23 protein-coding genes are annotated in these 24,230 nt (G+C 71.3%); 10 read left to right on the forward strand and 13 right to left on the reverse strand.

Annotation, left to right across the window (positions count from 1 at the left end; all coding sequences use genetic code 11):
- Nucleotides 1-32: 32 nt before the first annotated feature.
- From APR04_RS11140 to APR04_RS11150, 3 genes are read right to left on the reverse strand one after another with little or no spacing between them, the layout of a single operon-like run.
- The gene (locus tag APR04_RS11140) at nt 33-512 is read right to left on the reverse strand and encodes a hypothetical protein (protein WP_253870177.1); all 480 of its coding nucleotides are present in this window, start codon (nt 510-512) and stop codon (nt 33-35) included.
- 10 nt (nt 513-522) lie between these two features.
- Nucleotides 523-1,479, reverse strand: a complete 957-nt coding sequence (locus tag APR04_RS11145; RefSeq protein WP_253870179.1) for an acyl-CoA thioesterase — start codon at nt 1,477-1,479, stop codon at nt 523-525.
- Between the two features lie 27 nt (nt 1,480-1,506).
- The gene (locus APR04_RS11150) at nt 1,507-1,890 is read right to left on the reverse strand and encodes a globin (protein ID WP_253870181.1); all 384 of its coding nucleotides are present in this window, start codon (nt 1,888-1,890) and stop codon (nt 1,507-1,509) included.
- Nucleotides 1,891-2,043: 153 nt separating this feature from the next.
- On the opposite strand from APR04_RS11150, the gene APR04_RS11155 reads away from it, so the two are divergent.
- The 3 genes from APR04_RS11155 to malQ all read left to right on the forward strand — a co-directional run bounded on the left by APR04_RS11155 (nt 2,044) and on the right by malQ (nt 5,897).
- A complete protein-coding gene (locus APR04_RS11155; RefSeq protein WP_253870184.1) occupies nt 2,044-2,277 on the forward strand; it encodes a PTS sugar transporter subunit IIB in 234 nt (77 codons plus the stop codon).
- Between the two features lie 178 nt (nt 2,278-2,455).
- Nucleotides 2,456-3,475: a mechanosensitive ion channel family protein gene (locus APR04_RS11160; protein WP_253870186.1), complete on the forward strand. Its 1,020-nt coding sequence runs from the start codon at nt 2,456-2,458 to the stop codon at nt 3,473-3,475.
- Nucleotides 3,476-3,671: 196 nt separating this feature from the next.
- The gene (gene malQ / locus APR04_RS11165; protein WP_253870500.1) at nt 3,672-5,897 is read left to right on the forward strand and encodes a 4-alpha-glucanotransferase; all 2,226 of its coding nucleotides are present in this window, start codon (nt 3,672-3,674) and stop codon (nt 5,895-5,897) included.
- Nucleotides 5,898-5,975: 78 nt separating this feature from the next.
- On the opposite strand, the gene APR04_RS11170 is transcribed toward malQ, so the two are convergent.
- On the reverse strand, nt 5,976-7,013 hold the full coding sequence (locus APR04_RS11170; protein ID WP_253870188.1) for a flagellar basal body-associated FliL family protein: 1,038 nt from the start codon (nt 7,011-7,013) through the stop codon (nt 5,976-5,978).
- 209 nt (nt 7,014-7,222) lie between these two features.
- Here APR04_RS11170 and pepN point away from each other — a divergent pair, with 209 nt between their 5' ends.
- Nucleotides 7,223-9,778 (forward strand): aminopeptidase N, encoded by a 2,556-nt coding sequence (pepN, locus tag APR04_RS11175; protein ID WP_253870191.1) that lies wholly within the window; start codon nt 7,223-7,225, stop codon nt 9,776-9,778.
- Between the two features lie 128 nt (nt 9,779-9,906).
- On the opposite strand, the gene APR04_RS11180 is transcribed toward pepN, so the two are convergent.
- On the reverse strand, nt 9,907-11,928 hold the full coding sequence (locus APR04_RS11180) for a M13 family metallopeptidase (RefSeq protein ID WP_253870194.1): 2,022 nt from the start codon (nt 11,926-11,928) through the stop codon (nt 9,907-9,909).
- A gap of 77 nt (nt 11,929-12,005) precedes the next feature.
- Here APR04_RS11180 and APR04_RS11185 point away from each other — a divergent pair, with 77 nt between their 5' ends.
- Both APR04_RS11185 and APR04_RS11190 read left to right on the forward strand, forming a co-directional pair.
- Nucleotides 12,006-12,458, forward strand: coding sequence for a ribose-5-phosphate isomerase (locus APR04_RS11185; protein WP_253870197.1), 453 nt, complete (start codon nt 12,006-12,008; stop codon nt 12,456-12,458).
- Nucleotides 12,451-13,518 carry an Fpg/Nei family DNA glycosylase gene (locus APR04_RS11190; protein ID WP_253870199.1) on the forward strand — a complete coding sequence of 356 codons (1,068 nt, stop codon included), beginning with the start codon at nt 12,451-12,453 and terminating at the stop codon, nt 13,516-13,518. The genes APR04_RS11185 and APR04_RS11190 overlap by 8 nt, the downstream gene beginning before the upstream one ends.
- 13 nt (nt 13,519-13,531) lie before the next feature.
- On the opposite strand, the gene APR04_RS11195 is transcribed toward APR04_RS11190, so the two are convergent.
- Nucleotides 13,532-14,848 (reverse strand): GNAT family N-acetyltransferase, encoded by a 1,317-nt coding sequence (locus tag APR04_RS11195; protein ID WP_253870201.1) that lies wholly within the window; start codon nt 14,846-14,848, stop codon nt 13,532-13,534.
- A 155-nt stretch (nt 14,849-15,003) separates the two neighbouring features.
- Between APR04_RS11195 and APR04_RS11200 the strand changes: the two genes are divergently transcribed.
- Both APR04_RS11200 and APR04_RS11205 read left to right on the forward strand, forming a co-directional pair.
- On the forward strand, nt 15,004-15,453 hold the full coding sequence (locus tag APR04_RS11200) for an MGMT family protein (RefSeq protein ID WP_308292342.1): 450 nt from the start codon (nt 15,004-15,006) through the stop codon (nt 15,451-15,453).
- Nucleotides 15,454-15,493: 40 nt separating this feature from the next.
- Entirely contained in the window at nt 15,494-17,029 is a 1,536-nt protein-coding gene (locus APR04_RS11205) for a bifunctional metallophosphatase/5'-nucleotidase (RefSeq protein WP_253870203.1), read from the forward strand.
- A 78-nt stretch (nt 17,030-17,107) separates the two neighbouring features.
- Here APR04_RS11205 and APR04_RS11210 read toward each other — a convergent pair whose 3' ends face one another.
- Nucleotides 17,108-18,220, reverse strand: a complete 1,113-nt coding sequence (locus tag APR04_RS11210; protein ID WP_253870205.1) for an LLM class F420-dependent oxidoreductase — start codon at nt 18,218-18,220, stop codon at nt 17,108-17,110.
- A gap of 192 nt (nt 18,221-18,412) precedes the next feature.
- Between APR04_RS11210 and APR04_RS11215 the strand changes: the two genes are divergently transcribed.
- Nucleotides 18,413-18,844 (forward strand): MmcQ/YjbR family DNA-binding protein, encoded by a 432-nt coding sequence (locus tag APR04_RS11215; protein ID WP_253870207.1) that lies wholly within the window; start codon nt 18,413-18,415, stop codon nt 18,842-18,844.
- A 27-nt stretch (nt 18,845-18,871) separates the two neighbouring features.
- Here the strand turns inward: APR04_RS11215 and epsC are convergent, their stop codons facing one another.
- From epsC to APR04_RS11230, 3 genes are all read right to left on the reverse strand, one after another.
- Nucleotides 18,872-19,468 carry a serine O-acetyltransferase EpsC gene (epsC, locus tag APR04_RS11220; protein WP_253870209.1) on the reverse strand — a complete coding sequence of 199 codons (597 nt, stop codon included), beginning with the start codon at nt 19,466-19,468 and terminating at the stop codon, nt 18,872-18,874.
- The gene (cysK, locus tag APR04_RS11225) at nt 19,468-20,403 is read right to left on the reverse strand and encodes a cysteine synthase A (RefSeq protein WP_253870211.1); all 936 of its coding nucleotides are present in this window, start codon (nt 20,401-20,403) and stop codon (nt 19,468-19,470) included. The genes epsC and cysK overlap by 1 nt, the downstream gene beginning before the upstream one ends.
- Before the next feature lie 566 nt (nt 20,404-20,969).
- Complete coding sequence (locus APR04_RS11230; protein ID WP_253870214.1) at nt 20,970-21,734, reverse strand: lytic polysaccharide monooxygenase auxiliary activity family 9 protein; 765 nt, start codon at nt 21,732-21,734, stop codon at nt 20,970-20,972.
- 172 nt (nt 21,735-21,906) lie between these two features.
- Here APR04_RS11230 and APR04_RS30485 point away from each other — a divergent pair, with 172 nt between their 5' ends.
- Nucleotides 21,907-22,038 (forward strand): hypothetical protein, encoded by a 132-nt coding sequence (locus APR04_RS30485; protein ID WP_301312357.1) that lies wholly within the window; start codon nt 21,907-21,909, stop codon nt 22,036-22,038.
- Between the two features lie 180 nt (nt 22,039-22,218).
- Here APR04_RS30485 and APR04_RS11235 read toward each other — a convergent pair whose 3' ends face one another.
- The 3 genes from APR04_RS11235 to erm all read right to left on the reverse strand — a co-directional run bounded on the left by APR04_RS11235 (nt 22,219) and on the right by erm (nt 24,190).
- On the reverse strand, nt 22,219-22,617 hold the full coding sequence (locus tag APR04_RS11235) for a DUF4345 domain-containing protein (protein ID WP_253870217.1): 399 nt from the start codon (nt 22,615-22,617) through the stop codon (nt 22,219-22,221).
- 42 nt (nt 22,618-22,659) lie between these two features.
- The gene (locus tag APR04_RS11240; RefSeq protein WP_253870220.1) at nt 22,660-23,256 is read right to left on the reverse strand and encodes a hypothetical protein; all 597 of its coding nucleotides are present in this window, start codon (nt 23,254-23,256) and stop codon (nt 22,660-22,662) included.
- A gap of 73 nt (nt 23,257-23,329) precedes the next feature.
- Nucleotides 23,330-24,190, reverse strand: coding sequence for a 23S ribosomal RNA methyltransferase Erm (gene erm / locus APR04_RS11245; protein ID WP_253870223.1), 861 nt, complete (start codon nt 24,188-24,190; stop codon nt 23,330-23,332).
- Nucleotides 24,191-24,230 lie beyond the last annotated feature (40 nt).

The raw sequence follows: 24,230 nt of genomic DNA on the forward strand, positions 1-24,230 counted from the left end.
GCCCCGTGGTCGGCTTCGGGTGGACCTCGTCGTCAGCGGGGCTGATCGCGGTATGCGAGGTTGACGCTCAGTGCGCCCGCCAGCGCCCACTGAAGCTCCGCCGCGACGGATCCGGCAGGGCGTGGGGTTCGGGTGAGCGTGTCGGCGCGGCGCTCGACGTCGAACAGGGTGTCTCCGTCGACGGCCCACAGGCGGGACCAGAAGCTTGCCAGGCGGCCCGGGGCAGGCCACGCCTCGACGACGATCTGGAGCACGGCGTCGGCGTCGTCGAGTGTCGTACCGGGCCAGGGGGCGCCGTCGTCGATGTCTGTGCCGGCCGGGGAGTCGGATCGGTCGGTGTCACCCGGCGTTGTTTCGTGTCCGACGGCGTTCGCGGGCGCGCGCAGGACGTCGAGCGGGGGAAGCGCGACCTGCAGTGCAGGCCACAGGGTCTGTGGGGAGGCGAGGCGGAGCTCGGCACCCGGCTCGATCAGGACGCGGCCGTCGCGTTCGGTGATGGCTTGGACGATCACCAGATGCCCGCTACGCCGACAGCCGGATCATGCCCTCCTGGCCGGCGGAGGCCACCAGCGCGCCGTCCTGCGTGTAGACCTTCGCCGTCCCCAGTGCCCGGCCGCCCTGCGCCGTCGGCGAGGTCTGCACGAACAGCATCCACTCGTCCACCCGGACGTCGCGGTGCCACCACATGCCATGGTCGAGGCTCGCCATGGGTACCGAAGCACCGACGTCCTGCCACGACTTCCCGGCGGCGCGCAGGGCGGGCTCGAGCATGAGCTGGTCGCACGCGAAGGCCAGCAGGGCGCGGTGCATGGCCTGCTCCTTGACCTCCAGCGGGCGGCGGGTGCGCATCCAGACCATCTGGGTGGCGGGCGGCACACCGCCGTCGGCCACCGCCGTGTCCGGGTTCAGGTAGAGCGAGCCGCCCACGTGCCGCAGCTCGAACGCCGAGTCCGTCCAGAACTGGGCCCGGACCGCGACTCCCTCGGGCAGGGTGGCTAGCTCGTCGAAGGCGGAGCCCACCTCGTCGGGCGCGGGGACGCCGTCGGGCATCGGCATCATGTGCTCGTAGCCGGGCTGGTCCTCCTGGAAGGACGCGATCATCGACAGGATCGGCTTGCCGAACTGGATCGCGTGGGTACGCCGCGCACTGAACGAACGTCCGTCGCGCAGCCGCTCGACCGCGAAGTCGATGGGCTCCTCGACCCGTCCCTCGCGCAGGAAGTACCCGTGCAGCGAGTGGATCAGGCGGCCGTCGGGCACGGTGCGGTCCGCGGCCAGGATCGCCTGGGCGAGCACCTGCCCGCCGTAGGCGCGGTTGGCCGGGCCGGGCATGCTGTCTCCGCGCAGCACGTCCTCCTCGCCGCGCGGGCCCCAGCCCTCGAGGTGCCGCAGGTCGAGCACCTGCAGCAGGCGGTCGAGCGCGTCGGGCTGGCTGTCCGACGGGGTGCCGGAGATCGGGTCAGGGGTGGTGGCGTCCACGAGCGGGCGTCTCCTCGTCGTTCCTGGTCAGTCTTCGAACGTGTTGATCATGCTGAAGGCGGCGCGCTCCAGGTAGTCCCACAGCTGCGACTCGTGGATCGGCGCGAGGTCGAGGGAGTCGACGGCGGTCCGCATGTGGGCGAGCCAGCGGTCCCGCGCCTCGGGGTTGACCTTGAACGGCACGTGGCGCATGCGCAGGCGCGGGTGCCCGCGCTGCGCCGAGTAGGTGTTCGGACCGCCCCAGTACTGTTCGAGGAACATCGTGAAGCGCTCCTTCGCGGGCCCCAGGTCCTCCTCGGGATACATGGGGCGCAGCACCGGGTCGTCGGCCACGCCGTCGTAGAAGGCGTCGACGAGACGGACGAACGTGTCGTGGCCTCCGACGGCGTCGAAGAAGGATTCCTGTGTCACGCTCGTCATCCTGCCACCCGACGGTGACAGCACGATGTCGGTCCCGTGAAACGGAGTCTCATGTGACCGAATCGACAGCACCGTGGGCGAAACGCTTGCGGGGACCGCTAGGCTGGTCGTAGACCTGCAGCGACGCACGGTGGGAGTTGAGACATGACCAAGGCTGACCAGATCCTTGCGGCACTCGGAGGGACCTCGAACGTCGTCGAGCTGGAGCCGTGCATCACTCGGCTCCGAGTCGAGGTGAGCGATCCGTCCCTCGTGGACGAGCCGGGGCTGAAGTCGTCCGGCGCGTTCGGCGTGGTCCGGTCCGGCCGGGTGGTCCAGGTGATCGTCGGGCCAGAGGCGGACAACCTCGCCGCGGAGCTCGAGACGCTCAGAGTCTGACGGTGAGCTCGGCGGCATGACCGCGCGGGCCCGGGAGCTCCCGGGCCCGTGACCGGCCTCACGATCCTGCGGCCGTACCTGCGTGTGCGGCGAAAGCCGTGTGAAGGTCGCGCAGGAGTCCGTCGTACCTGCCTTGAGATGTCCGATCCGGCTCCCGGACCCGAGTAGGTTTGCCACCGTGTTCGAGTCTCTTGCTGCCTCCGTCTTCGACAGCGCCGAAGGTTTCTGGTCCTGGTTCCTGGGTATCCCCCTGCGGGTGATCCTGACGATCGTGATCGGCATGGTCGCGATCTATGTCCTGCGGCGCGTCATCACCTCCCTCACCGAGCGCATCGCCCTGGGCCAGAAGCCCCGGACGGTCGAGCGTACGGCCGACCCCGTTGGCACCACGACGGGTGGTGCGCCCGTACCCGGTGCGGGCGAGAAGCGACGTCGCAAGAACATGCTGATGTCGCCGCAGGCCTTTGCCGACGCCCTGAACGCCGCCAACCCGCGGGCCGCCGAACGGCGCGCCCAGCGCGCACGGACCGTCGGCTCGGTGCTGAACTCGTCGGTCAACATCGTGGTCGGCACGGTCATCGTGCTGTCCGTCCTGCAGACCCTCACGTTCGACATCGCGCCGCTGCTGGCCGGCGCCGGTGTGGCGGGCGTCGCCATCGGTTTCGGCGCGCAGAGCCTGGTCAAGGACTTCCTCTCCGGCATCTTCCTGCTCATCGAGGACCAGTTCGGCGTGGGCGACATCGTCGACCTCGACGGCGGCGTGGTCGGCACCGTCGAGGCGATGGGCCTGCGCCTCACCCAGGTGCGCGCGTTCGACGGCACCCTCTGGTACGTCCGCAACGGCGAGATCCTGCGCGCCGGCAACAGCACCCAGGAGTGGAGCCGCGCCGTGGCGTCGGTGCAGGTCCCGCTCGGTACCGACGTCGACGTCGTCCGGGCCGCCCTCGGCCGCGCCGTCGACCGGGTGAAGAACGACCCCGAGGTCGCCGACAGCCTCCTGGAGACGCCGTCCGTGCGCGGCGTCGACGCGGTGGACCGCATGGGCCTGACCTTCACGCTGCACGCGCAGGTGCGCCCCGCCCAGCAGTGGCTCGTCGCCCGGTCGCTGCGCGTGGCGGCCCACGCGGCCCTGCTCGACGCCGGTGTGGTCCTGGCGACCTCCACGCTCCCGCACGACGAGGGCCCCGCAGAAGCCTGACGGGGGTCAACTGGCGGGTGGTCGGCAGGACGTCGCATGGTCGGTAGCTCGGAATGCCGATGATCTGACGTCTTGCCGACCACACGGGCTCTGCGGCTGATCGCGGCGCCAGCGTGGCCAATTCGTCGGACACGCCCGCGTTGCGCCCGGTGAGCGCCCGTTGATGGCAGGATCTTTCCTTGTGACCGACGAACCGATGCCCGGATCCACCGGAGACGGCTCTACCGTGCCGTCGGAGCTGGCCGAGCTGGCGACCGCCCACGGCGTGCAGTGCGAGTACACCGACCATGACGGCCGCGTGCAGCAGGTCAGCGCCTCGACGATCGTCGCGGTGCTGGAGGCGCTCGACGTACCGGCGTCGACCCCCGCCGCCGTCACCGGGAGCCTGGACCGGGCCCGCGACGACGGCTGGCGCTCGATGCTGCCCCCGACCGTCGTGCTCCGGGAGGGCGCAGAGGTGCAGGTCCCTGTGCACGTCGCGGAAGGTACGGCCGTGACCGCGTGGGTCGAGCTCGAGCAGTCCGACCAGCCTGTCGTGCCCGCGAGCGCCACCCCGTGGCGCGTGACGGCGCAGCAGGCGACCGCGACGGGCTCGTTCGCGACGGTGCGGGGCCAACGGGTCCAGCTGCGCCGGGCCGACGTCTACGCGGAGCCGCGCACCGTGGACAGCCGCAAGGTCGGCCGGGTGACGTTCACCGTCCCAGCCGACCTGCCGCTCGGCTGGCACACGCTGCACGCCGAGTCCGGCGGGCAGACGGCGCAGACGCCGCTCGTGGTCACGCCCGGGCGGCTGGAGCTGCGCAAGACGGTCGCCCGCAAGCAGGCCTGGGGCTTCATGGTCCAGCTCTACTCGGTGCGGTCGAAAGACTCGTGGGGCATGGGCGACCTGGCCGACCTGGGCGACCTCGCCTGGCAGACGGCGCACAACGGCGGTGCGGACTTCGTCGGGATCAACCCACTGCACGCCACCGAGCCGGTGCTGCCGCTGACGCCGAGCCCGTACCTGCCGACGTCGCGCCGGTTCATGTCTCCGCTGTACATCCGCGTCGAGGACATCCGTGAGACGGCGTACCTCTCTGCCGCGGACCGGTCGCTCGTGGAGTGGGCCGCCGAGCCTGTCCGTGAGCTCTCCGAGGACTCCGGGCCGATCGACCGGGACGCCATCTGGGAGGCCAAGAAGGCGGCGCTCGAGGTCGTGTACACGGCGCCGCGGTCGGCGGCGCGGCAGACGGCGTTCGACGAGTTCGTGCTCGCCCAGGGCAAAGGGCTGGTCGACTTCGCGACCTGGTGCGCCATCACGGAGCACCTGGACGGGCGGGACTGGCCGACGGAGCTCGCGGACCCGAGCTCGTCCGGTGTGACCACGCTCCGCAACGCCCTGTCGGAGCGAGTCCAGTTCTACTGCTGGCTCCAGTGGTTGGCCGACGACCAGCTCCGCGCCGCGCACCGCGCGGGGCTCGACGCAGGCATGCGGCTGGGCCTGCTGAAGGACCTCGCCGTCGGCTCGGCGCCCGACGGCGCCGACGCGTGGGCGGACGCCGGCGTGCTGGCCCGGGGGGTGTCCGTGGGCGCCCCGCCGGACATGTACAACCAGCAGGGCCAGAACTGGACCCAGCCGCCATGGCACCCCCGTGCGCTCGCGAAGGCGGGCTACGCGCCCTACCGGGAGCTGCTGCGCACGGTGCTGCGGCACTGCGGCGCGCTGCGCATCGACCATGTGCTCGGCCTGTTCCGCCTGTGGTGGATCCCGGGCGGGGCGCGCGCGTCGGCCGGCGCGTACGTGACCTACGACCACGAGGCCCTGATCGGCATCCTGTGCCTGGAGGCGCAGCGGGCGGGGGTCGCGGTCGTCGGCGAGGACCTGGGCACGTTCGAGCCCTGGATCCGCGACTACCTGGAGGAGCGCGGCATCCTTGGCACCGCGGTGCTGCTCTTCGAGCGGGACGCCGCGGGAGCGCCCGTCGAGCCGGAGGCGTACCGCCGGGCGGCGCTGGCCACCGTGACCACCCACGACCTGCCGCCGACGGCCGGCTATCTCGCGGGCGAGCACGTGGACCTGCGCGAGCGGCTCGGGCTGCTCACCGAGGAGGCGACGGTGCTGCGCGGGCGCGCGCGTGCGGAGCGCGAGTCGCTGGTGGAGGCGTTGTCCCGCCGTGGCCTGACGACGTTCGACCCGTCCGAGCGCGAGCTCGTCGAGGGCCTGCACCGCTACCTCAAGGACACGCCGTCCGCGCTGGTCGGCGTGTACCTCACCGATGCGGTGGGGGAGCGGCGCACGCAGAACCAGCCCGGCACCGACGCCGAGTACCCGAACTGGAAGGTGCCGCTGGCCGACTCCGCCGGGAGCGTGGTGCTGCTGGAGGACTTGTTCAGCAACGCGCGCCTGCGCTCCCTGGTGACTGTGATGAACGAGGAAGAGTAAGACCTGGCTGAGTGCTGGCTGTCTTGGTCTCCGCAGAGCCTCTGCGATGACAAGACAGCCAGCACTCGACGAGAGCGGTCAGGCCGCGCCGATACCCGCACGGGCGATCGAGAAGCCGGCGCCGGTCGCGTCGGCGACGCACGTCATGCCGGACTGCTCGCTGGCGCACGTGAAGCCGTGGGCCTTCTTCTGTGCTCCGTAGTCCAGGACTGCCGTGTTCCCACCAGCAGGCTTGGGCTGGTCCTTCTTGCCGACGCACGGCTGCGTCACGTTGCCGCTCGGGTCGACCTTCGCCACATAGCCGGACGCACCGTCGCACGACGCGTCAGGGGCCGGCTTCTGGTCGACCTTGGCGATGCCGCACGTGGCGGCGTCTGCGGAGATGGTGCACGTGATGTTGAGCGACGGTGCGGCGAACGTCTCGACGTCGGCCCCGCCGTCGGTCTCCAGCCCTTCCTCGGGCTCCGGCTCCGCGGACTGCTCGACGACGGGCGTCTCCCCGGCCGCAGGAGTCTCCTCGGACGAACCCAGAAGGTTCACCGCGAACACGATCGCCGCGACCACGAGCAGCACGTCCAGAACGATGAAGGCGATCCAGCCGGGGCTCAGCTTCTTCTTGCGCTCGGGCGCGGGCGGGTACCCGCCGGGCGGCGTCGCGTAGACGGGTTGTCCGTACTGGTCGTAGCCCTGCGGCGGGTACTGCTGCGGCGGGTACTGACCACCGTGCTGCTGCTGTGGCTGCTGCTGCGTGTACTGGCTGCCGTGCTGCTGCTGCGGCGCGTACTGACCGCCGTGCTGCGGCTGCTGCTGGCCGTATCCCTGCTGGTACTGCTCGGGGTAGTACTGCTGCGTCCCCGGGTCCCCACCACCGTTGTGGATGTGGACGGACTGGACGACGGGGGCGCCCGGTGCGGCGGGCGCAGGGGTCACGGCCTGCGCGAACTGGTTCGCGGGCGAGATGGCGGGTGGCTTGCGGGTTGTCGTGGAAACGCGGTGCACCTGTGCCTGCTGGGCGGGCGTGGGTGCGGTGGGCGGCTGCTGCTCCTGGGTCGGCGTACCCGGGTCCTCGTCGGGCCATCCGCCTGGCGGCGGTGGCGGCGGCACTGTGCCGGACATCAGACGACTCCCTCAGTTCAAATCGGTCGGTCGGGGCGACCGCGGTCGATCGTACACAAAGGCGTTACCCGCTGTTACTCCCGCGTGGCATGATCGACGAGTCGTCGCAGGTAGTTCACAGACCGGACGACAGCCAACCGAAAACGGCGCGCCCATCAGACGCGCGGGGCGCCTGTCGGCGCCCCCGATAAGACAGACGTGGAGGGCCTGTGCCCGGAGAGAACCTGACCCGCGCCGAGGCGGTCGAACGCGCTGGCGTCGTAGCGGTCGAGTCGTACGATATCGCGCTGGACCTGACCACCGGTCCGGAGACTTTCGCGTCCGCCACGACTGTGCGCTTCACCGCGACGGAGGGCGCCTCGACCCATCTCGACCTGGTCGCGCCGTCGGTGAAGTCGGTGGTGCTGAACGGCCGCGAGCTGGACCCCGCGGCGGTGTTCGCCGACTCCCGCATCCTCCTGGACGGGCTGGCCGCCGACAACGAGCTCGTCGTCGTCGCCGACTGCGGCTACACGAACACCGGCGAGGGACTGCACCGCTTCGTGGACCCGGTCGACGGCGAGGTGTACCTCTATACGCAGTTCGAGGTGCCCGACGCGCGCCGGGTGTTCGCCTGCTTCGAGCAGCCGGACCTCAAGGCGACCTTCCAGTTCACGGTCACCGCGCCCGCGGCGTGGCAGGTCGTGAGCAACGAGCCGACGCCGGAGCCGGTCCCGGCCTCGACCGGCGGGGATGGCGACGTCGCCACCTGGACGTTCGAGCCCACCGGTCGCATCTCGACGTACATCACCGCGCTGGTGGCCGGCCCGTACGCGGTGGTCCGCTCGTCGCTGACGTCGTCGGACGGCCGGGAAATCCCGCTCGGCGCGTTCTGCCGCAAGTCGCTGTCGGAGCACTTCGACGCCGACTACATCTTCGAGAAGACCCGGCAGGGCTTCGAGTTCTACGAGTCCACGTTCGGCGTGCCGTACCCGTTCACCAAGTACGACCAGCTGTTCGTGCCCGAGTACAACATGGGCGCCATGGAGAACGCGGGCTGCGTGACCTTCACGGAGTCGTACGTGTTCCGCTCCAAGGTGACCGACGCCGTGCGCGAGCGCCGCGTCGTGACGATCCTGCACGAGCTGGCCCACATGTGGTTCGGCGACCTCGTCACCATGAAGTGGTGGAACGACCTGTGGCTCAACGAGTCGTTCGCTGAGTACGCCTCCACGCTGGCCACGGCCGAGGCCACCGAGTGGGACGCCGCCTGGACCACGTTCTCCGCGATGGAGAAGTCGTGGGCCTACAAGCAGGACCAGCTGCCGTCCACGCACCCGATCGTCGCCGAGATCAAAGATCTCGAGGACGTCCAGGTCAACTTCGACGGCATCACCTACGCCAAGGGCGCCTCGGTGCTCAAGCAGCTCGTGGCCTGGGTAGGGCGCGACGCGTTCGTCGCGGGCGTCTCGGCGTACTTCCGTAAGCACGCGTGGGGCAACACCGAGCTGCCGGACCTGCTCACCGAGCTCGAGGCCACCAGCGGCCGCGACCTCAAGGCCTGGTCGAGGCTCTGGCTGGAGACCGCCGGCGTGAACACCCTGCGCCCGGTGATCGAGACGGACAGCCACGGCCGCATCATGTCGTTCGTCGTCGAGCAGACGGCGCCCGCCGAGTGGCCGACGATCCGCCCGCACCGCCTCGGCATCGGCTGCTACAGCCTGTCCGACGTCGGCGAGCTCGTGCGTACCCACTTCGTCGAGGTCGACATCGACGGGCCGAGGACGGACGTGCAGGAGCTGGTCGAGCTCGACCGTCCGGCGCTCGTGCTGCTCAACGACGAGGACCTCGCCTACGCCAAGATCCGCCTCGATGCCGCGTCGCTCCGCGTCGCGCTGGACCACCTGGCCGACATCGCCGACCCGCTGGCCCGCTCCCTCGTGTGGGGCTCGGTCTGGGACTCGGTGCGCGACGGCGAGGTCCCGGCGTCGGAGTACGTGCGCCTCGTGCTCGGGGGCATCGCCCGCGAGACCGAGTCCACCACGCTGCGGACCACGCTCAACCAGATGGTGCTGGCGGCCAAGCAGTACGTGGCGCCATCGGACCGGGCGGCGACGCTCGCCGAGGTGGGCGACACGCTCTGGACGCTCGTGGGCGACGCCGCCGCCGGCTCGGACACGCAGTTCCAGCTCGTGAAGTTCTTCGCGCACGTCGCGTCGACGCCGGCGCACGTGGAGACGCTGTCCGGGCTGCTGGACGGCTCGGTCACGCTCGACGGGCTCGAGATCGACACCGACCTGCGGTGGGAGCTGCTGGAGGGCCTCGTGCTCAACGGCGCCGCCGGCGACGAGGAGATCGATGCGACGCTCGCCGCCGACGACACCGCGACGGGCCGCCAGTCCGCCGCTCGAACCCGGGCCGCCAAGCCGACGGTCGAGGGCAAGCTGGCCGCGCTGGCGTCCGTGGTGGACGCCGACGTGCCGAACGCGATCATCCGGAACACGGGCCTCGGGTTCGTGCACGTGAACGACCCGGCCGCGCTGGCCGACGTCGTGCAGCCGTACCTGGACGCCCTGCTGAAGGTGTGGAACGAGCGGACGTACCACATCGCCGAGGAGGTCATCGAGGGCTTCTACCCGGCACCGCTGGCGTCGGCGGAGCTGCGGGACGCGACGAAGACCTGGCTGGACACGAACGCGGACGCCGCCCCGGCCCTGCGCCGGCTGATCGTCGAGGCCCTGGCAGGCACGACCCGTGCCCTGAAGGCCCAGTCCACAGACGCCTGACCGCTGGCCGGGCCGTCCGCCCGGCCCGATCACCTTCGAGGCCTAAGTTACTTCGCTCTGAGCCGTCTCAAAGCGAAGTAGCTTAGGCCTCAAAGGTGATCGGGCGATGCCCCGGGCAGGGGATCGGGCTACCAGATGCGGACGCGGTCCTCTTCCGGGAGGTACAGGGCGTCGCCCGGCTTGACGTCGTACGTCGCGTAGAACTCGTCCACGTTGCGCACCACGCCGTTGCAGCGGAACTCGTTGGGGGAGTGCGGGTCCGTCGCGAGCCGGCGGAGCACCTCCTCGTCCCGGCCCTTGGACTGCCAGACCTGCGCCCAGCCGAGGAAGATCCGCTCCAGCGCCGTCAGCCCGTCGACGACCGGTGCCTCCTGAAGGGGCTTGCCGAGCGCGATCCGGTAGGCCTTGAGCGCGATCGACAGCCCACCGAGGTCGCCGATGTTCTCGCCGATCGTGAGGTTGCCGTTGACGTGCACGTCCTCGGCGGCGCCGTCCTCGCCCTTCTCGCCGCTGCCGGCGGCTGCCGCCGCGAGCTGCGCCGGACGGAACCGGTCGTACTGTGCGACCAGTGCGCTCGTGCGCTTCTCGAACTCGGTGCGGTCGGCGTCGGTCCACCAGTCCTCGAGGCGGCCGTCGCCGTCGTACTTGGAGCCCTGGTCGTCGAAGCCGTGCCCGATCTCGTGCCCGATGACGCCGCCGATCCCGCCGAAGTTCACGGCGTCGTCGGCCTCGGGGTCGAAGAACGGCGGCTGCAGGATCGCCGCGGGGAACACGATCTCGTTCATGCCGGGGTTGTAGTACGCGTTGACGGTCTGCGGCGTCATGAACCACTCGTCGCGGTCCAGGGGCTTGCCGATCTTCGCCAGCTCGTAGTCCTGGTCGAACGCGTTGGAGCGCCGGACGTTGCCCACCAGGTCCGCGGCGTCCACCTCGAACCCGGAGTAGTCCCGCCACTTCACGGGATACCCGACCTTGGGTGTGAACTTCTCGAGCTTGGTCAGGGCCTTGGCCTTGGTCTCGCCGGTCATCCAGTCGAGACCCTCGATGGACTCCCGGTAGGCCACCACGAGGGCATCCACGAGACGGTCCATCTTGGCCTTGTTCGCCGGCGGGAAGTGCCGCGCGACGTACTCGGAGCCCACTACCTCACCGAGCGCGCCCTCGACGAGCGCGACGCCCCGCTTCCAGCGCTCGCGCACCTCCTGCGCACCGGTGAGGGTGCGGCCGTAGAAGTCGAAGTTGGCCTCGACGATCGGGTCCGCCAGGTACGGCGCCCGGGCGCTGATCACGTGGTACGTCATCCAGAGCTGCCAGTCCAGCACGGACAGCTCGCGCCACAGGGCGGCGAAGCCGGTCGCGAAGTCCGGCTCGCGCACCACGAGGTGGTCGAACGCGCCCTCTGGCACGCCGAGGGCCTCTGCCCAGGCCGCCCAGTCGAAGCCCGGTGCCGACGCGACGAGGTCGGTGAGCGTCATCGGGTTGTAGGTGAGGGTGGCGTCGCGGTCGCGCACCACGTCCCAGTGATGGGCGGCGAGCCGCTTCTCGAGGTCGAAGACCCGGCTGGCGGCGTCGTCGGAGGAGATGCCCCACGTCTCGTGGACACCTGCGAAGCGCAGCATCCTGGCCACGTGCGGCAGGTACTTCTTGCGGATCGGGGCGTACTGGTCCTCGCGGTAGTACGCCTCGTCGGGCAGGCCGATCCCGGACTGCCGCAGGTAGACGACGTACTTCTCCGGGTCGGTCGCGTCGTTGTCGACCCAGAAGCGGACACCGGCGGTGCCACCCGTGCGCTGCAGCGTGCCCAGCGCCTGGGTCAGGGCCGCCATGTTGCGGGCGCCCTGGATCAGCGCGAAGTCCTCGGCCAGGGGAGCGGTGTCGAGCTCGGCGATGCGGTCGGTGTCCATGAAGCTCGCGTACAGGTCACCGATCTTGGAACCGGTCGGCGCGTCCTGGATGATCTCGCGGACGTGCACCTCTGCCTTGTCGTAGAGGTCGCGGAAGGCGCCGTCCATGGCGCGGTCGGCGGGGATCTCGTGCGAGTCGATCCACCGCCCGTTGACGTGGCGGTACAGGTCGTCCTGTGGGCGGGTTGCGGGGTCGAGCGCGTCGAGGTCGATGCCCGACGTGAGACCCGTGGCGTCGGTGGTCATTGCGCCAGGGTACGCAACGCGCGCCTGCCTCGACCGTGCTGCGCGTACCGCGTCGCCGATGAGGAAGAATGGAGCTCATGCGCCTGCACATCGCCGCCGACCACGCCGGGTACGACCTCAAGCAGCACCTGGTGCAGCACCTCACCACAGCCGGGCACGAGGTGATCGACCACGGGGCCCACGAGCACGACCCCCTGGACGACTACCCCGCCTTCTGCATCGCCGCCGGCGAAGCCGTCGTCGCAGACCCGGGCTCGCTCGGCATCGTGATCGGCGGCTCGGGCAACGGTGAGCAGATCGCCGCGAACAAGGTGACCGGTGTCCGCGCCGTCCTCGCGTGGTCGCTGGAGACCGCGAAGCTGGGCCGCCAGCACAACGACGCGAACGTGATCGCCGTTGGCGGACGCATGCACTCGCTGGAGGACTCGGCGGCGTTCGTCGAGGCTTTCGTCGCCGAGCCGTTCAGCGGCGACGAGCGGCACCAGCGCCGGATCGACCAGCTCGCCGACTACGAGACGAAGCGTGCCTGAGGGCCACACCGTCCACCGCCTCGCGCGGACGTTCGCCTCGCTCTACGCCGGGCAGACCCTACGGGTGAGCAGCCCGCAGGGGCGGTTCGCCGACGGCGCCGCCGTGCTCTCGGGGCGTCGGCTGGTGGCGAGCGAGGCCTGGGGCAAGCAGCTCTTCCTGGGCTTCGCGCCCGCCGACGGGTCAGACGCTGAAGTCACCGGCATGACGTCAGCTTCTGACGTGTTGTGGCTCCGCATCCATCTCGGGTTGTACGGGGCGTGGACGTTCGCGGGTGCCCCGGACACGCCGGAGGTGGTCCACGCGATCGGCGCACCTCGCAAGCGCATCGGCGAACGGGAGACGACGGCGCCCCCGGCCGCCACCGAAGGATCGACCAGCGAAGGATCGACCAGCGAAGGATCGACCAGCGATGGGTCGACCAGCGACTGGGTCGTGCCCGAGCCGCGCGGGCAGGTGCGGGTGCGGCTGCTCGGCGACCACGCCGTCGCCGATCTCACCGGACCCACGGCCTGCGAGGTCATCACGCCCGAGGAGAAGAGGGCGGTCGAGGCGCGGCTCGGCCCCGATCCCATCCGGGACGACGGCGACGTCGAGGCCTTCGTGGCCCGGGTCGGCCGGTCGAGGGTCACGATCGCGCAGCAGCTGATGGACCAGGTGGTCATCTCGGGAGCTGGGAACATCTACCGCGCCGAGGTGCTCTTCCGGGCCGGCGTCGACCCGTTGCGGCCCGGGCGGGACGTGCCCGCCGCGGTGCTCCGCGTGATCTGGGACGACCTCGTGGTCCTCATGCGCGACGGCGCCGACCGGGGCGCGATCGTCACGACACGGCCCGAGGACCGCGGGTCGCGACCGGGTCGACCACCGGAGGAGGCTCTACCTCCGGAGGGTCGGGGCCGGACCCGGCAGAACACCGACGGGACGCCGGGCGCGGTGCCCTCCGACCAGGCGTTCTACGTCTACCACCGCGCAGGTCTGCCGTGCCGGATCTGCGGGACGCCCGTGCTGGTCAAGGAGCTGGCCGGCCGCAACCTCTTCTGGTGCGAGACCTGCCAGACCTGACCCCCGCGGGGTGCTAGAACACCCAGGAGGCTCCCGGTGCTACCGGCCAGCCGAACGCGGTGCTCGCGCTCGCCAGCGGGTTCCGGCGCTGTCCCGGGCGGTCGTGCACGGTGACGAGGCCTGCGGCTGCCAGCACCGCGAGCGACTTGCCGCCGAGGTAGGCGGCGCCCAGCTCGCGCACGTCGAGCGAGAGCTCCGGGGCGTCGAACTCCGGGTCGACGCGCTCCACCGACGCCTGCCCGAACGCCTCGGCCTGCAGCCGGTAGACGCCGCTGTTGGCGGGCAGCCGGGTGTCGGTCACGGCGAGCGTGACGTCGACGTCGGCCGCGTACCGGCGTCCGGCGAGCGCCGCGCCGACGTCGACCAGCCGGACCCAGAGGTTGTCCGGGGTGCGCGGCGCGGCGGCGCGCAGGTTCACCAGGAGCTGCGTGACGACGTCGTCGACGGGGAGGGTGAACGGGCTGACCTCGTTCGTCAGGTCGAGGTCGAGCAGCGCGCCCCACAGGGCGCGGGCGGCGGCGCCGTCGGCCGCGACCACCTCGCCGGTGCTGACGTGCCCGCGCGCGCCCGTTGGCTCCCACTTCAGGGATCGCCGGAACGTCACGTAGCCCCGTGGCTCGCCGTCGAGCTCGGCGATCAGGATGCGCCGGGACTCGTGTCCGCTGCGCTGGACGGGAGCGTCGTCCCAGTGCAGGGCCTGCAGGGCCTCGGTCTCGCGCGTCACCCAGCCGGGACGGTTGATGCCAGGGATGCCTGTCGGGGTGGCGCCGGCGGCGCGGTGCAGGCGGTCGACCAGGTCGCCGTGCCGCTCGCGGGAGGCCACCTCGACCCGGACGGTGTGCCGCTCGGCGCCCGGCACGTCGCGCAGGGCGGCGCCCCGCGGTACGTCCAGGCGCAGGTCGTCGGCCGCGTGGCCGTAGCCGAACCGGCCGTAGATCGCGGCCTCGGCGGCGAACAGGGCACTGAGCGGCTCGCCGCGCTCGGCGGTGCGTGCCAGGTGCAGGTCGATCATCGCCGTCAGCAGGCCGCGACGGCGGTGCTGCGGGTGCACGCCCACCCAGGTCAGGCCGGCCGTCGGCAGCTCGGCTCCTGGTACCGGGAAGTGCTCGAACGGGTACGACGCGTGCATCGCGACGAGCCCGTCGAAGCCTTCGGCCTCGACGGCGATCGCGCGGTCCCAGGTCAGGGGCGACGGAGCGGCGTCGAGGTCGTCGTGGGAGGTCCCCGACGGGAACGCCCAGGTGTCCAGCTCGGTCACGAGGCGGCGGTCGTCCGACGTCAGGGTGCGCCAGCGGTATCCGGCGGGCAGAGCGATCTGGGGAAAGGCCATGCTGTGATCGTCGCACCGGGCGCAAGCAAATTCCCCTGAGGGGATACGGGCTGAGCTGCGTTCAGCAGGCTTCCGGCGACCATCACCGGGCCGGCTGCGGCCCCGTCGAGCCTGCTGAAGAAGCATCAGTACCGGCTCCGTCTACGATCGCATCCGTGACCGACCCGCCGCCCGGAAACCAGCTCACCGACGTCGAGGAGTACGCCGCCGCCGTGCTCGACGTCGTCCGGCGCATACCGTCCGGCCGCGCCATGACGTACGGGCTGGTCGCCGAGATCGTGGGCGAGCAGCTCGGCCGCGGCGGGCCACGTCAGGTCGGGAGCGTCATGGCCGGGTCCGGCGACCGGTACGCGCACCTCGTACCCGACGACGACGGCGCCGAACCGGACGGCGACCGCGTCCCGTGGTGGCGTGTCGTCAATGCCGCAGGGTCCCCGCCACAGCATCACGTGACCGAGGCCCTGGACGCGCTGCGCGCCGAGGGCTGCCCGCTGTCCGGGGACGGCCGCCGCGTGAACCTGCGCCGAGCGGTCTGGTTCCCGGAGGATCCGGAGTCACCCACCGTTCACGCGCTGGGAACCGCACCGTTCACGGCCGAGGACTAGCGTGCCGAGCCGAACCTGATCCGCCGTCGGAGGTACCGCCATGCACAGCCCCCTTGCCCGCACCACCGGGGCTCTGGCAACCCTGCTGCTCGTGTCCGGCCTGGCCACGTCGGGCCTGGCGCCCGCTGCCGCCGATCCAGGCCCTGATCACGCCAAGCACACCGCGACCCTCCTGTACTTCCACGACGCGCACGAGATCGGTCCGGTGCTGACCGGCGGCCAGGACCGTGGCGGCGTCGCCCGCCTGGCCACGGCCGTGCGCACCGTCGAGGAGCAGAACCCGGCCACGGCCGTCGTCTTCGGCGGAGACCTGGCCGGCGGCACGCTCTTCGGTGGCCTGTACAGGGGCGTGCCGATGGTCGAGGCGCTGGGCGAGGTGGGTGTCGACCTGGCGAACTTCGGGCAGCACGACTTCGACTTCGGCGTGGACCACGCGCGCGACCTGGTCGCGGCGTCCGACTTCCCGTGGATCACGTCCAACCTGACCGACACCGCCGGCGCGCCCTTCGTCGAGGGCGGCACCTGGGCGGTGCAGCGGGTGGGCAAGGTCCGCGTCGGGTTCGTGGGCCTCACGGACGCGATCGAGACGACGTCGGCCGCCGGGGACCTCGTCGAGACGGACCCGGTCGAGGCGACGCGCGCCGCCGTCGCCGACCTGACGGCCCACGCCAAGGTGGACGTGGTCGTGGCCGTCACCCAGTACCCGCTGGACGAGAACCGCGAGCTCGTCCGGGCGGTTCCGGAGCTGGACGCCGTGTTCGGCGAGGAGATGGCGGAGTACGACTCGGTGATCGAGTACGAGGGCGACGTGCCGCTCATGGCGTCGGAGGGGAACATCGGCTCGCTCGTCCGCCTGGACATCACCAAGCGCCGCGGGGCGCACGTGGTGGCGCCGTCCGTGGTCGAGGTGGACCACACGGTCACGCCCGACCCGGAGCTGCGCCAGGTCGAGGAGCGCTACGCGGCCGAGATGGACGAACGGCTCTCCGAGGTCCTGGCCGACGTGCGGACGCCCCTGCTCAACCCGGGTCAGATCAGCCGGTCCCAGGAGACCGCGCTGGGCAACTTCGTCGCCGACGCGTTCAGGGAGCGGCACGGGGCCGACGTCGGCTGGGTGAACGGCGGCGGACTGCGGGCCGAGGCGCCCGGGCCCGTGTTCACGCTGCGCGACGCCTACTCGATCGCCCCGTTCGCCAACCGGGTGCTGAAGGTACGGGTCAGCGGAGCGGGCCTGCGCCAGTCCCTTGAGGACGCGGTCTCCCGCGTGCAGGACGCCGGCGGCGGGTTCCCGCAAGTCTCCGGCATGGTGTACTCCTACTCGCCGTCCGCCCCGGTGGGAGCGCGCGTGCGCGAGGTCAGCGTCGGCGGTGCTCCGCTCGACCTGGCCGCCACCTACACCGTCGCCGTGACCGCCTACGTGGCAGGGGGCGGCGACGGCGTCAGCGGGTTCGGCGACGCCGAGGTGCTCGTACCGCTCGGCGACGCTCCGGTCGACGCGGAGGTGATCGCGGGCCACGCCCGCACGCTGGCCACGATCGACGTCGCGACGGAGGGCCGCATCACCGTCCTGCCATAACCCTCGCTGAGTGCTGGCCATGTGTGGAGCCGACGGCCCTGGACGCACAGATACCCAGCACTCGACGGGGCCCGCGGGTCAGACCTTCTTCGGGGCGACCCTCGACAGGAGGGCGCCCGTCGTCGAGCGGACGCGGCCGCCGAGCGACGCGTCCTGCGACGCCGCGAGCAGCGCGAGCATCGAGGCAGGGTCGCCCTGCACGAGCAGGGTGGTGATCGCGGTGCGCTCCCAGGTGGGCAGCTCGCGGCGGATCTTGTCGATCGGCCCGACCAGCGCGATCTCCTCGACGAGCTGCGTCGGCACGGCAGCGGCCGCCTCCTCCTTGCGCCCGGCGAGGTACAGCTCCTGCACCTTGTCGAGCGGCTCCTTGTAGCCGAGCCGGTCGAGCGACTGCTTGTGGAAGTTCGCCTCCTTGGCCCCCATCCCGCCCGCGTACAGCGCGATGTGCGGGCGGATGACGTCGGCGGCGGCCTCGACGTCGTCCCGCACGACGACGGGGACGGTCGCCGCTACCTCGAACTCGTCGGCCGGTGAACGCTCCTCCGCGCGGGCGTCGAAACCCTCGGCGAGCAGCGCGCGGAACTCGTCGTCCATGCGGGGCGCGTAGAAGCCGGCCATCCAGCCGTCGGCGATCTCGGCGGCGAGGGCCACGTTCTTGGGGCCCTGCGCGGCCAGGACGATGGGGATCTCGGGGCGGAACGGGTGCACCGTCGGCTTGAGGGCCTTGCCCAGCCCCATCGCACCCGGTGTCTCCGTAGGCAGCGGCAGCTGGTAGAAGGAGCCGTCGTGGGCGACGGGCGCCTCGCGGCGCATCACCTGCCGGACGATGTCGACGTACTCGCGTGTGCGGGCCAGCGGCCGCTTGTACGGCTGGCCGTACCAGCCCTCGACGACCTGCGGACCCGAGGCGCCGAGCCCCAGCACGAACCGGCCCTTGGACAGGTGATCCATCGTGAGGGCCTGCATGGCGGTCGCCGTCGGCGTGCGGGCCGACAGCTGGGCGATGCCCGTGCCCAGGCGCACGTTCCTGGTGCGGGAGCCCCACCAGGCCAACGGGGAGAAGGCGTCGGACCCGTAGGCCTCGGCGGTCCAGACCGAGTCGAGGCCGAGCCGGTCGGCGGCCTGGATGAACTGCTGGATGCCCTTGGGGGGCTTGCGGGACCAGTAACCGGTCTGGAATCCGATGCGCATGGGGGTCACCTCGTCGTGGGAACGTCAGTATCTGAGACGTCACGTCCCAGGTACTGCCACACCCTACCGGTCTCCGCCGTGTGGTCGGCAGGTGGGCGGCAGACGGTCGGCAGAACGTCAGGAGATCGGCACCTTGGGCTGCCGATCTCCTGACGTACTACCGACCATCCGCACCCTGAGTACCGTGGGGGCGTGGCCATCTACGACGACGTCGCCCGGCTTGTCCTTGCGCTGCCCGAGACCACCGAGGGCACGAGCTACGGCCACCGCGCCTGGTCCGTGGCGGGGAAGAGGTTCGCGTGGGAGCGCCCGTTCAGCAAGGCCGACCTCAAGCGGTTCGGTGACGAGCCCGTCCCGGCGGGCCCGATCCTCGGCGTCGTGGTCGAGGACCTCGAGGAGAAGGAAGCCGTTCTGGCCGAGGCGCGGCCGGGATTCTTCACGATTCCGCACTTCGCCGAATTTCCGGCGGTGCTGGTGCAGCTCGACGTCGTGGGCGAGGACGAGCTGCGCGAGGCCCTGGTGGACGCCTGGCTCGCCAAGGCGCCCCGTGCGCTGGCGGAGGAGCAGAGCGGAGTGGTCGGCAAGAAGTCAGGAGATCGGCAGCCCGAGCCGCCGATCTCCTGACTTTCTACCGACCACACGGTCGCTGCGTCAGATCACGTACTCGATGAGCTCCGACGGGTCCTCGTTGCGGGGGCGCTCCGCCACGGGTGCGTCCGGGACGCGGATCCGCGCGGGGATCCCCACCGCGACGGCTCCAGCGGGTACGTCCTTCACGACGACGGCGTTGGCACCGATCTGCACGTCGTCACCGACCCACACCGGGCCCAGCACCTTCGCGCCGGCGCCGACGGTCACCCGGTCGCCGAGGGTCGGGTGCCGCTTGCCCCGGTTCAGCGACCGGCCGCCCAGCGTGACGCCGTGGTAGAGCATGACGTCGTCGCCCACCACCGTGGTCTCGCCGATCACCACACCCATGCCGTGGTCGATGAACAGCCGGTGCCCCAGCCGGGCGCCCGGGTGGATCTCGATCCCGGTCGCCGCCCGCGCGAGCTGCGAGAGCAGTCGCGCGGGCAGGCGCATCGGCGGCATCCGCCACAGGCGGTGCGCCGCGCGGTAGGCCCAGAGGGCGTGCACTCCCGGGTAGGCGAGGGCGACCTCCAGGCGGGACCGCGCGGCCGGGTCGTGGGCGCGCGCGGCGTCAAGATCCTCGGCGAGGACCTGGAACAGCCCGCGCACCCCCGTCATCAGTCGACCAGGCCCTCGAACAGCGGGGTGGACAGGTAGCGCTCGCCGAAGTCGGGGACGACCACGACGATCGTCTTGCCGGCGCTCTCCGGCCGCTTCGCGACCTCCAGGGCGGCGAACAGCGCCGCACCCGACGAGATGCCGACGAGCAGGCCCTCCTCCCGGGCGGCGCGGCGCGCGAACTCGAGGGCCGACGCGATGTTCACGTCGAGGACCTCGTCGTACACCTTGGTGTCGAGGATCTCGGGCACGAAGTTGGCGCCGAGACCCTGGATCTTGTGCGGGCCGGGGGCGCCGCCGTTCAGGATGGGCGACTCCTCCGGCTCGACCGCGACGATCTTGACGTCGGGGTTCCGCTCCTTGAGCACCTGGCCGACGCCGGAGATGGTGCCGCCCGTGCCGATGCCGGCCACGACGATGTCGACGGCGCCGTCCGTGTCGGCCCAGATCTCCTCGGCGGTGGTCTCGCGGTGGATCCGCACGTTCGCCTCGTTGGCGAACTGGCGGGCCAGGACGGCGCCCGGGCGGTCAGCGGCGATCTTCTCCGCTGCGGCCACCGCACCCTTCATCCCCTCGGCGCCCGGCGTCAGGATGAGCTCGGCGCCGTACGCGCGCAGCAGGGCGCGACGCTCCTTCGACGCCGTCTCCGGCATCGCAAGGACGACCTTGTAACCGCGGGCAGCGCCCACCCAGGCCAGGGCGATGCCCGTGTTGCCAGAGGTGCCCTCGACGATCGTGCCACCCTCCTCGAGCTCACCCGAGGCCACTGCGGCGTCGATGATGGACACGCCGATGCGGTCCTTCACGGAGTTGGCCGGGTTGTAGAACTCGAGCTTGGCCAGGACGGTGGCCTCGAGGCCTTCGGTCAGCTTGTTGAGCTTCACGAGCGGCGTGTTGCCGATCAGCTTGGTCGCGTCGTCGTAGATGCGGGCCATTGTTCTTCCTTCGCTGTGTGACGGGTGTGGCTGGTGCGGGTCGTGCTTGTCCGACGTCGTCGTCCCGGGGTCGCGCGAACGTGTGCCTCGGGACTGGCGTGGAGCGTCTGGGGCTGGGTCGGGGCCGGAGCATCGCGCTGGCGCCTGGCCACGCTCGGCGGTGCCGGCGCGGTCGGACGCGGAGACGGACGCTCTACAGACAGCCTCGGGTGCAGCGGGCTGCTACGCACATCCAGTGCGCGGTGACCCGGAAGGACGACGAGGTGGGGAGTGCGGAGCGCACGGTGCTCAAGACGTCCTCCCTGCGTGGGGCGGCCGAGTGGCCGCGCGGCTGCGTGTTCCGGGCGAGCGAGCCGCCCGCCTGGTGCAGATTACGTGCGTAACGACTCTGAGACAAGGTCTGTCTCAGGTATCGATCATGTCGATGCTTTGGGCTGGTCGCCGAGCGGCCAGGGACGGGTTCCGGACCGCGCCGGACACCGCCGGACACCGCGTCGGCCCCGGCCCATTGAAGGGCCGAGGCCGACGGGTGGCTCAAGGGTGCTGCTGGTCCTGCCGTGTTCCGATCAGAAGGCGAGCCGGCCGAGGCGACCGGCGGGGGACGCCGTCGTCCCGGCCGTCTCGACGGGTGCGTCGGCCGCGGCCGCACCACCGCCGATGTTGATGTCCGAGCACAGGTAGTAGGGCTGGTCGAGGTGGGAGGCCTGCCAGATCGTGTACAGGACGGCGCGGCCGCTGCGCCCGGACAGGTTGACGTCCGTCTCGTACGTGCCCTGCGCCGGGTACGAGCCGGTCTCCTTGACCAGGTCGACGTCGTCCCAGCCGAGCGCCTCCGTCGTCGGGTCGAAGCCCGGCTCCGAGACGTAGATGCGCAGGTAGTCGGCGCCGTGCTGCGCCTGGTCGGTCAGGGTGAGGTGGAACTGCTGCGGAACGTCCTTGGCGATCCACGCGCCGGGGGTGTCCATGTAGTCGTACCGGGGCGACTGGGTGCGTCCGCCCGAGCAGAGCTGACCGTTCGGGATGACCGCCTCGTGGTTGCCGCCCACGTTCTCCCGGTACAGGCCGTTCCAGTTCCACATGGCGTTGGGGTCGTGCTGCCAGGCTCCCCAGCACATCGGGTCGAGGTCGGCCATCTCGGGGTTCAGGTGGTCGCTGCCCCAGCGCTCGAGGCACCCGTAGTTGCGGGTAGGCGGGTCGGTCACCGACCCGTGGGCGGCTGCCGGGGGTGCGGTGACGGTGTCCGCGGCGACCGCCGCGACCATGGCGAGCGGAGCGACCAGCGCCGCGGTGACGGCCAGCGTGAGACTGCGCTTGTGCGCACGGATGGGCATGGGTTCCTCCAGGTGCTCGGGCGGGTGCGCCTGGCGGAGCCCGCCACAGCGCGTGCAGGAACACTGTGCGGAGGCCGGCCGGGCGAAAACTACCTGGTGAAACGATTAGGGTTTCGGCCACGGCCTGGAAAGGAACGCGCGTGCTGAACGAGCTCAGGATCCGCGAGGCGTCATGCGCGGGGCCCACCGGCTCTACGAGTCGTGCGGGTTCACGGAGCGCCCGCCCTACGACGGCTCCGAGATCCCCGCGGACCTGCAGCACCTCTGGCGGTTCTACGAGCTGCGGCTGCGGGGCGAGCCGTAGGGCCACTCGGTAGAGCCAGGTCACGAGCAACCGGTTCAACGGGAGCTCGAGCTGTGTGACGAGAAGATCGCGAGCCTGGTCCCCGGCTGAGGGGGCCGCCCGGAACTGACTCTCGTTCAGCAGGCTGCTGGCGACCGTTCACGAGGTCATTCCGGTCCGGATGCGCCTGCTGAACCAACCTCAGGAGCGGTCGCGGACCCGCCGCGGGAACGTGCGCACGTGCCACCAGATCACCAGCGGCACCACCAGCAGCTCCAGGACCAGCGCGCCGACGAACACCGGGTGCGGCCAGCCCGTCACGGCCACGGAGACGAGTCGCGGGACGGCGCCGAGCGACGCGATCGCGAGGATCACCCGTGTCACGTCGGCGCGCTGCTCGGGCCTGCGCAGGCTCCACCAGATGAGCAGCCCCGCGGCGAGCCAGAACACGTTGATGAACCGGTACTCGCTGTCGATCGTGGCGTTCACCGGCTCACCGCCGGGCAGCGCCCCCGGCCCGCCCACGATGCCCAGGAGCCCGCTCAGCACCGGCACCGTACCGAGCACGGCGATGACCACGAGCAGTGTTCGTCGACCCATGTGGGCAGTGTGGCACGCGCGCCCTCCGTGTCATCGCGTCGGTCACCACATAGCCACCTCGGCCCCCAGCTCCAGTCCCTCATCGGTTGCCTGCGCCGACGAGATCTCGACCGGGCTCTCGCCCTCGGGGAACTCCACGCCCTCGACGAGCTGGTCCAGCTCGGCGACGTCGAGCTGTTCCGCCAGCGTGTCCACCGGGAGGGTGAGCCCGCCGAGCCGGACGCTTTCAGCCCGCAGCACGGCTCGGCCACCCTCGGCCGCCACGGACAGCAGCACGTCGACGGTCTGCTCGCTCCCCGCGACGGACAGCGGCATCTGGGCGACCAGGCCGTCCGACGCCGACGTGACCTCCATGTCGGGCAGGTCGGTGGCCTCGCGCGCGGCGTCGCCGAGGGCCTGGGCCGGCACCTCGACCCGCAGCGTGGCTCGTCCGGTAGCCACCTGCCAGAGGGCCGGGGTGTCGTCCCGGGCGACCGACACTCCGGGTGGCAGCTCCGCCGCCGCGCTCTCGATCCGGTCATCGATGATGTAGCGCAGGACGAGCTCACCGATCACGCCGAGAACGACCAGCACACCGACCACCGAGGTGACAGCTACGATCCAGCGACGGCGGGGGCGGCGAGGTGCGCTCTCAGTCATGGGGACCATTCGACCGTACCGACATGACGATTCACTGAGGATCGCGTGACGGCCCTGGTCAGCTCGGTGCAGATCACCGGACGGCCAGGCGGTACGCCCCCACCCAGGCCCCCGCGTCCAGGTCGTGAGGCAGCGCGCTCGGCCCGACGCCGTGCTCGCGCGCCCACCGCCGGACGTCGCCCCGCGCGAGCCCGTGCCGCACGAGGATCTCCTGGAGGCCACGGCCACGTCCGTTGAACACGGCCGCGGCGAAGCGCTGATAGGCCCGCTGCTCTCGCACGGGCAGCAGTGGGTCAGCCCGGCGGTCGATCACGAGCAGGCCGGCGTCCACGCTCGGCCGTGGCCGGAACGCCCCGGCGGGGATGCGCCGGTCCAGGCGGGGCGCGAACCACGGCCACCACTGCACGGTAAGGAGCGTGGTGCCGCCGACGGCGGCGCGCTTGCGCGCGACCTCCCACTGCGTGATCAGTACGGCACGCTGCCAGCCGGTCAGGGTGAACAGGCGCCGCAGCACCGGGGTGGTCAGGTGGAACGGCACGTTGCACACGAGGTCGTAGTGAGCCGACGGCGGCGCGTGGCGCAGGATGTCGTCCCGCGTCACGGTGACGTTGCCCGGCGCGACCCGGCCCAGGCGACCGACCGAGCGCGGGTCGATCTCGACCGCCTCGAGCGGGCGGCCCAGCCGGGCGAGGGGCAGGGTCACGGCTCCGCGGCCGGCGGCCCATTCGACCAGGGGGCGGTCGCCGTCGGCGACGAGCGTGACCACCCGGTCGATGACCTGCCGGTCGACCAGGAGGTTCTGGCCGAGCTCGTGGGCGCCGCCGGGCAGGTGCCCGACGTCGGCGGTGCCGGGGGCACGGTCGGCCGAGGCCGTACGGGCGGGGGTTCGGGCAGTGCTGCTGGCATGGGTACGGGAGGAACGATTGCGCGACATGGTGTGCTCCGGAGGTCGTCGGTTTCTTGAGCTCCGGGCA

The organism is Promicromonospora umidemergens (assembly GCF_024171995.1).
GTDB lineage: Bacteria > Actinomycetota > Actinomycetes > Actinomycetales > Cellulomonadaceae > Promicromonospora > Promicromonospora umidemergens.

What these genes read in the sequence shown, in the direction of transcription:
- APR04_RS11210 (WP_253870205.1), bottom strand. Translation starts at nt 18,220, where the DNA reads ATGCGCATCGGATTCCAGACCGGTTACTGGTCCCGCAAGCCCCCCAAG.
- APR04_RS11180 (WP_253870194.1), bottom strand. Translation starts at nt 11,928, where the DNA reads ATGACCACCGACGCCACGGGTCTCACGTCGGGCATCGACCTCGACGCG.
- APR04_RS11155 (WP_253870184.1), top strand. Translation starts at nt 2,044, where the DNA reads ATGACCAAGGCTGACCAGATCCTTGCGGCACTCGGAGGGACCTCGAAC.
- malQ (WP_253870500.1), top strand. Translation starts at nt 3,672, where the DNA reads ATGCCCGGATCCACCGGAGACGGCTCTACCGTGCCGTCGGAGCTGGCC.
- APR04_RS11240 (WP_253870220.1), bottom strand. Translation starts at nt 23,256, where the DNA reads ATGACTGAGAGCGCACCTCGCCGCCCCCGCCGTCGCTGGATCGTAGCT.
- erm (WP_253870223.1), bottom strand. Translation starts at nt 24,190, where the DNA reads ATGTCGCGCAATCGTTCCTCCCGTACCCATGCCAGCAGCACTGCCCGA.
- APR04_RS30485 (WP_301312357.1), top strand. Translation starts at nt 21,907, where the DNA reads ATGCGCGGGGCCCACCGGCTCTACGAGTCGTGCGGGTTCACGGAGCGC.
- cysK (WP_253870211.1), bottom strand. Translation starts at nt 20,403, where the DNA reads ATGGCCCGCATCTACGACGACGCGACCAAGCTGATCGGCAACACGCCG.
- APR04_RS11170 (WP_253870188.1), bottom strand. Translation starts at nt 7,013, where the DNA reads ATGTCCGGCACAGTGCCGCCGCCACCGCCGCCAGGCGGATGGCCCGAC.
- APR04_RS11185 (WP_253870197.1), top strand. Translation starts at nt 12,006, where the DNA reads ATGCGCCTGCACATCGCCGCCGACCACGCCGGGTACGACCTCAAGCAG.
- APR04_RS11230 (WP_253870214.1), bottom strand. Translation starts at nt 21,734, where the DNA reads ATGCCCATCCGTGCGCACAAGCGCAGTCTCACGCTGGCCGTCACCGCG.
- APR04_RS11235 (WP_253870217.1), bottom strand. Translation starts at nt 22,617, where the DNA reads ATGGGTCGACGAACACTGCTCGTGGTCATCGCCGTGCTCGGTACGGTG.
- APR04_RS11205 (WP_253870203.1), top strand. Translation starts at nt 15,494, where the DNA reads ATGCACAGCCCCCTTGCCCGCACCACCGGGGCTCTGGCAACCCTGCTG.
- epsC (WP_253870209.1), bottom strand. Translation starts at nt 19,468, where the DNA reads ATGACGGGGGTGCGCGGGCTGTTCCAGGTCCTCGCCGAGGATCTTGAC.
- APR04_RS11195 (WP_253870201.1), bottom strand. Translation starts at nt 14,848, where the DNA reads ATGGCCTTTCCCCAGATCGCTCTGCCCGCCGGATACCGCTGGCGCACC.